Origin of the sequence: Streptomyces sp. NPDC023723 (assembly GCF_040639815.1) — a bacterium.
In the GTDB taxonomy this organism is placed as follows: domain Bacteria; phylum Actinomycetota; class Actinomycetes; order Streptomycetales; family Streptomycetaceae; genus Streptomyces.
The window spans coordinates 1-6,463 of the sequence record NZ_JBFAAP010000108.1 but is presented as its reverse complement, the minus strand read 5'-3'; the positions used below and the strand labels follow the sequence as shown (position 1 = coordinate 6,463).

Sequence of the window (6,463 nt, the reverse complement as noted above, 5' to 3'; positions counted from 1 at the left end):
CCCGGACCAGCCCGTCGGCGGCGACCAGCGCCCGGCGGCGGCGCGGCACCACGGCCCGCCGGTGCAGCACGGCGTGCCCGCCGGCCGCGATGGCGTCGAGGATGCCGCGGTAGAGCACGCAGGCGGTGCGCACGCACGGCCGGGCCACCGGGTCCAGCATGGCGAGGCCGGGCAGGGCCTCGCGGTAGACCGACCGGGTCAGGTCCTCGGCGGCGCGCAGGGCGGCGGTGATCCGGCGGTCGTGGCGGCCGGTGCGCCGGCTCCACAAGAGCAGCGCCCGGTCGACGCCGTGCGCGCCGAGCAGGTCCGCGGGGAGGTAGATCCGGCCGCGGTCCAGGTCCTCGCCGACGTCCCGCAGGAAGTTGGTCAGCTGGAAGGCGACGCCCAGCGCGGCGGCGTGCGGGGCGGCGGTGGCGCGGTCGGTGACGGTGCCCAGCACCGGCAGCATCTGGAGGCCGATGACGGCGGCCGAGCCGTGCGTGTAGGCGCGCAGGTCCTGGTAGGTGGCGTAGTCGGTGACGGTCAGGTCGCTGCGCATGGACGTCATGAAGTCGGTGAAGTGCGCCGGGTCGATGGCGTAGCGGGCGGCGGTGTGCGCGACGGCGCGTACCACCGGGTCCGCGCCGGCCGGGCCGCCGGTGAGGGCCGTGCGCAGCCGGGTGTCGAGCCGGTCGAGGGCGGCGGCGCGCCGCTCGGCGGGGGCGGCGGCCAGGTCGTCGACGATGTCGTCGGCCCGGCGGGCGAAGCCGTACAGGGCGTGCACGGCGGGTCTGCGGTCGGCGGGCAGCAGCCGGGTGGCGAGGAAGTAGGTGCGTCCGTGCCGGGCGTTGAGGCGGCGGCAGCGTGCGTAGGCGGCGCGCAGGTACGGGTCGGTGATGCCGGCGGCGTCGAGTTCGCGGGCGGTCATCGGCGGCCCCCGGTGATGCGGGCGGCGGCCAGTTTCCCGGAGAGCAGGACGGTCGGCACCCCGACCCCGGGGGTGGTGCCGCAGCCCGCGAGGACCGCGTTGGCGGTGCCGCGGACCAGGTTGCGGGGGCGGAACGGGCCGGTCTGGGCGAAGGTGTGGGCCACTGAGAACGGCGTACCGGCGGCGTGTCCGAGCGCGGTCCAGTCGGCGGGGGTCACCAGGCACTCCTCCTCGATGGCGGCGGCCAGACCGGTCAGGCCGCGGCGTTCCAGGGTGGCGAGCAGCCGCGCGCGGTAGCCGGGCGCGAGCTCGGCCCAGTGCGCGGCCGACGGTCCGATGTCGGTGTTGGGGCAGGGCGCGAGGACGTAGTGGGTGTGCCGGCCCGCGGGGGCGAGCGAGGGGTCGCCGGCCGTGGGCCGGGTGATGAGCAGCGACGGGTCGGTCATCAGGGTGCCGGCGCGGGTGAGTTCGTCGAAGGTGCGCCGCCAGGCGGCCCCGAAGGAGAGCGTGTGGTGGGCCAGTGCCGGCCAGGTACGGGTGGTGCCGGCGTGCAGCACCACGGCGGACGGCGCGTGCCGCAGCCGCAGCGGGCGGCGCGGCCGGCGGCCGAGCAGCCGGTGGACGACGGGCAGGTCGGGGGTGAGGACGACGGCGTCGCAGGCGATGCGCCGCTGCTCGGTGACGACGGCGGTGATCCGGTCGCCGGACCGCTCCAGCCGGGTGACGTCGTGCCCCAGCCGCAGGTCCGCCCCGGCGTCGGCGGCCGCGGCGGCCATCGCGCGGGGCAGCGCGTGCATGCCGCCGCGCGGGAACCAGACGCCCGCGACGGTGTCCATGTAGGCGATGACGGCGTACGCGGCCAGCGCCCGGGCCGGGGCCACCCCGGCGTACAGGGACTGGAAGGAGAAGACCCGCCGCAGCCGTTCGTCGGCCAGGAAGCGCCCGATCCGGGCGTCCAGGCGGCCGAAGCCGCCGAGCGCCGCCAGCCGGGCGAGGTCGGGGGTGAGCAGGCCGAGCGGGGAGTCGAAGTTGGCGTCGATGAAGCGGCGCATCTGCACCGCGTGCAGCCGGGTCAGCCAGGTCCGCAGCCGCCGGTAGCCGGCCGCCTCCCGGGCCCCGGCGAACCGTTCCACCTCGGCCTCCATCGCGGCGGGCTCGGTGTGCACGTCCAGGCTGCTGCCGTCGGCGAAGCGGGCCCGGTAGGCGGGGTGCAGGGGGAGCAGTTCGACGCGGTCGCGCAGCCGCTCGCCGACCGCCGCGAACGCCTCGTCGGCGAGGTCGGGCATGGTCAGCACGGTGGGCCCGGTGTCGAAGCGGTAGCCGCCGCGCTCCAGCCGCCCGGCCCGGCCGCCGGGCACCTCCGCCCGCTCCACGACGGTCACCCGCCGCCCGGCGCCCAGCAGATGCAGCGCGGCCGACAGCCCGGCGAGCCCGGCGCCGACCACCACGACGTGATCGGTACGCCCGGCGACCGTACGGGTCATCGGGTGCCCTCCCGCGCGTCCGGCGCCGGTCCGGCCCGGACCTCGTCGGCCGCGAGTCCGGGGGCGGGCACGGCACCGCGTGGGGGCGGGCGGGTGCCGCGCGGGGTGTGGTCGGCCCGGCTGGGGCGCATCCCGTGTCCTCCTCGTCGTCAGGGTCTGTCCGTACCTGGTCATTCGGTGCCGGGGGCGCCGCGGATGCGGTCTCCGGCCGCCGGTCACCCGCCTCGGTGACACCCCGGCGGGGTGGGCTGATGTGTTCCCCCGGCGCGGGCCGCGCCACCCGCTCTTGGGCCGATCATGTACGCCGCTCACCCGCTCGGCGGGTGCCGGGCACCGCGCCGCCAGCGCGGCTGCATCCGGACGGGGCGGCGGGACGGAATACTCCCGCCGAAGCCGCCGCGGGAGGCGCGGGCGGCGGGCGGAGAGAGGCGGTCGTGCTGGACACGGACATCGTCATCGTCGGGGCCGGGGCGGCGGGTCTGTCGCTGGCGCACCGGCTGCCGGCGGCGGGCGCCCGCCGGACCGCTCCCGCCGTCGTGCTGGTCGGCCCGCCGCCCGGCCCGCTGCGGGTGCCCGCCCGCACCTGGTGCTTCTGGGAGGCGGGGCCGGGCCGCTTCGACCCGGCGGTGACGGCGTCCTGGGAGTGGCTGCGGGTGCGCGGCCCCCGGGGCGCGGTGGTCCGGCGGCACATCGCGCCGCTGCGCTACAAGATGATCCGCTCCGCCGACTTCGAGGCCCTGGTCGACCGCGACCTGGCCGGGCGGCCGGGGACCCGGCGGATCGAGGCGAGTGTCACCGCGGTGGCCGCGCGGCCCGACGGGACCGCGCGGGTGCGGGGCACGGACGCCGCCGGGCAGCCGGTGGAGCTGCGCGCCCGCTGGGTCTTCGACTCCCGTCCGCCGCGCCGCCCGCCGGCCGCCCGGACCCGGCTGCTCCAGCACTTCCGCGGCTGGTACGTCCGTACCGAACGGCCGGTCTTCGACCCGGCGGTGGTCGACCTGATGGACTTCCGCACCCCGCAGCCCGGCCGCGGCCTGTCCTTCGGCTACGTGCTGCCCACCGGCCGCCGCACCGCGCTGGTCGAGTACACCGAGTTCGGCCCCGCCCCGCTCACCGCGGACGCCTACGACCGGGCGCTGGACGACTACACGCGCCGGGTCCTCGGCACCGGCGCCGTACAGGTCCTGTCCACGGAGCAGGGGGTGATCCCGATGACCGACGCGGTCTTCCCCCGGCACCCGGCCGGGCCGGTGTTCCGGATCGGCGTGGCGGGCGGCGCGACCCGGCCGTCCACCGGGTACACGTTCGCCGCCGTGCAACGGCAGTCGGCCGCCATCGCCGGTGCCGTCCGGGCGGGCCGCCGCCCCGTCCCGCCGCCCCCGCACCCGGTCCGGGCCCGGCTGATGGACGCGGTGCTGCTGCGCGCCCTGGACACCGGCCGGGTGGACGGCCCCGACCTGTTCCTGCGGCTGTTCGACCGGGTACCGGCGGAGCGGCTGCTGCGCTTCCTGGACGGGCGGAGCCGGCTGTACGAGGACCTCGCGGTCGGCGCCCGCACCCCGGTCCGGCCGATGCTGCGCACCGCCGCGGAACTGCCCTGGCTGCGCCGCCGCCCCCCCCCCTGACCGTCCCCGCCCCGTGACCGTGGAGTTCACCCATGCCGCTCTTGCGCGACACCGCGCTGGCCACCGCCTTCGACCAGGGCGCCGACAGCTACGACCGGCTGACCGGGCTCAACCCCGGCTACCACGCCCAACTGCGCCGCTCCGCCCGCCGCCTGGCCCTGGGCGCCGGCGGCGCGCCGGTGTGGCGGGTGCTGGACCTGGGCTGCGGCACCGGCGCCTCGACGGCGGCGCTGGCCGGCGCGCTGCCCGCCGCGCGGATCACCGGCGTCGACGCCTCGGCGGGGATGCTGAGCCGGGCCCGGGCCAAGACCTGGCCGTCCCGGGTGCGGTTCGCGCACGCGCCGGTGGAGGACCTGGCCGGCGCCGGGGTGCGCGGTCCGTTCGACGCGGTGTTCGCGGCGTACCTGTTCCGCAATCTGTCCGACCCGGACCCGGTGCTGCGCGCGGTGCGCGGGCTGCTGGCGCCGGGCGGCCTGCTGGCGGTGCACGACTACGCCCTGGGCGGGCGGCGTACCGACCGGCTGGTGTGGTCGGCGGTGTGCCGGGGGGTGGTGCTGCCGCTCGGCACGGCCACCGGGAACCGGGGGCTGTACCGCCATCTGTGGCGCAGCGTCCTGTACTTCGACACCGCGCCGGCCTTCGGCGCCCGGCTGGCACGCGCGGGCTTCGACCGGGTCCGGGTACTGCCGCTGCCCGGCTGGGGCACCGGCATCACCCACACCTTCCTGGCCCGCCGCCCGCCCGCGGCCGGCGCGGACGTCCGATGAACCGGCGCGCGCGGCAGGTGCCCGGACGGGACCGGCGGGCCCAGGCGCATCCGCCCCGCCCCGGCCGGGACCGGGTGACCGGCGAGCCGCCGTCCGTGGCGGTGATCGGCGGCGGCATCGCGGGGCTGGCGGCGGCCACCCTGCTCGCCGAGCGGGGCGTCCGCGTGGTGCTGTACGAACGCGAGCCGGTGCTCGGCGGCCGGCTCGCCGGATGGCCCCTCACCCTGGCCGACGGCACGCCCGCGACGATGAGCCGGGGCTTCCACGCCTTCTTCCGCCAGTACTACAACCTGCGCGGCCTGCTGCGCCGTGCCGACCCGGCGCTGGACATGCTGACCGGGCTGCCCGACTACCCCCTGGTGCACGCGGCCGGGCTGCGGGACGGCTTCCGCCGGGTGCCGCGCACACCCCCGTTCAGCGCCCTCGGCTTCGTCGCCCTCAGCCCCAGTTTCGGCCCGCGGGACCTGCTGGCGCTGCGCCCCGGCGCCGCCCTCCCGCTGCTCGACATCCGGACCGGCCGGGTCCACCGCCAACTGGACCGGGTCAGCGCCCACGACTTCCTGGACACCCTGCGCTTCCCCGCCGCCGCCCGGCACCTGGCCTTCGAGGTGTTCTCGCGGAGCTTCTTCGCCGACCCCCGGCAGCTGTCGGCGGCCGAGATGGCGCTGATGTTCCACATCTACTTCCTCGGCTCCAGCGAGGGGCTGCTGTTCGACGTGGTGCGCGAACCGTTCCCGCAGGCCCTGTGGGACCCGCTGGCCCGGCACCTCGCCGCGCACGGCGCCGAGGTGCGCACGGCCACCGCGGTGGCGGCGGTGCGCCCGCACCCGGACGGCGGCCACGAGGTGACGGCCGACGCCGGTGGCGCCCGGCGGTACGACGCCGTGGTGCTGGCCCTCGACGCCGCCGGGCTGCGCACGCTGGTGGGCCGCTCACCGGAGCTCGGCGACGCGGCCTGGCGGGAGCGGGTGGCGCGGCTGCGGACGGCGCCGCCGTTCCTGGTGTCCCGCCTGTGGCTGGACCGGCCGGTGGCGCCCGGCCGCCCCGGGTTCCTCGGCACCAGCGGCTACGGCACGCTGGACAACGTCAGCGTGCTGTCCGCCTGGGAGGGCGAGGCGGCGCGGTGGGCGGCCCGTACCGGCGGCTCGGTGGTCGAACTGCACGCCTACGCGCGGCCGGCGGACGCCGTCCGGGACGTCGAGGAGAAGCGGCTGATCGGCCAGTTGCACCGGGTCTACCCGGAGACCCGGCACGCGCGGATCCTCACCGAGCGGCACGAGTGGCGGGCGGACTGCCCGCTGTTCCCCGTCGGCGGGTACGCCGACCGGCTCACCGTCCGCACCCCGGACCCGGCCCTCGTCGTGGCCGGCGACCTGGTCCGCACGGAGTTGCCGGTGGCCCTCATGGAGCGGGCGGCCACCTCCGGGTTCCTGGCGGCGGGGGCGGTGCTGGAGCGGTGGGGGGTGCGGGGGGAATTGCTGTGGACCGTCCCGGACGGCGGCCGCAACGCGGTCCTGCGGGCGCTGGCGCGTTGCGGGGGCGGGCCGGGGGTGCGTTGACGGCTGCGGGTGATCGGTGGTTGCTCGCGCAGTTCCCCGCGCCCCTCCAGGGGCGCGGGGGGAAGACCGCACCCCCCACCAGCGCCCCCAGCCCGAGACGCACCCCCACCCCCCCACCCCC

6 protein-coding genes are annotated in these 6,463 nt (G+C 78.0%); 3 read left to right on the top strand and 3 right to left on the bottom strand.

Annotated elements, in window-relative coordinates:
* From AB0G32_RS40015 to AB0G32_RS40005, 3 genes are all read right to left on the bottom strand, one after another.
* Positions 1–907 (bottom strand): phytoene/squalene synthase family protein (locus AB0G32_RS40015; RefSeq protein WP_361175890.1); only part of this gene is annotated, 907 nt, incomplete at its 3' end.
* Positions 904–2,391 (bottom strand): phytoene desaturase family protein, encoded by a 1,488-nt coding sequence (gene crtI / locus AB0G32_RS40010; RefSeq protein ID WP_361175887.1) that lies wholly within the window; start codon positions 2,389–2,391, stop codon positions 904–906. The genes crtI and AB0G32_RS40015, both read right to left, overlap by 4 nt.
* Entirely contained in the window at positions 2,388–2,522 is a 135-nt protein-coding gene (locus AB0G32_RS40005) for a hypothetical protein (protein WP_361175884.1), read from the bottom strand. Before AB0G32_RS40005 ends, crtI begins: the two co-directional genes overlap by 4 nt.
* A 303-nt stretch (positions 2,523–2,825) precedes the next feature.
* Between AB0G32_RS40005 and AB0G32_RS40000 the strand changes: the two genes are divergently transcribed.
* From AB0G32_RS40000 to AB0G32_RS39990, 3 genes are read left to right on the top strand one after another with little or no spacing between them, the layout of a single operon-like run.
* A complete protein-coding gene (locus tag AB0G32_RS40000) occupies positions 2,826–4,016 on the top strand; it encodes a lycopene cyclase family protein (RefSeq protein ID WP_361175881.1) in 1,191 nt (396 codons plus the stop codon).
* Positions 4,017–4,048: 32 nt separating this feature from the next.
* Positions 4,049–4,783, top strand: a complete 735-nt coding sequence (locus AB0G32_RS39995) for a methyltransferase domain-containing protein (RefSeq protein WP_361175878.1) — start codon at positions 4,049–4,051, stop codon at positions 4,781–4,783.
* Positions 4,780–6,342: an FAD-dependent oxidoreductase gene (locus tag AB0G32_RS39990; RefSeq protein WP_361175875.1), complete on the top strand. Its 1,563-nt coding sequence runs from the start codon at positions 4,780–4,782 to the stop codon at positions 6,340–6,342. Before AB0G32_RS39995 ends, AB0G32_RS39990 begins: the two co-directional genes overlap by 4 nt.
* Positions 6,343–6,463: the final 121 nt, after the last annotated feature.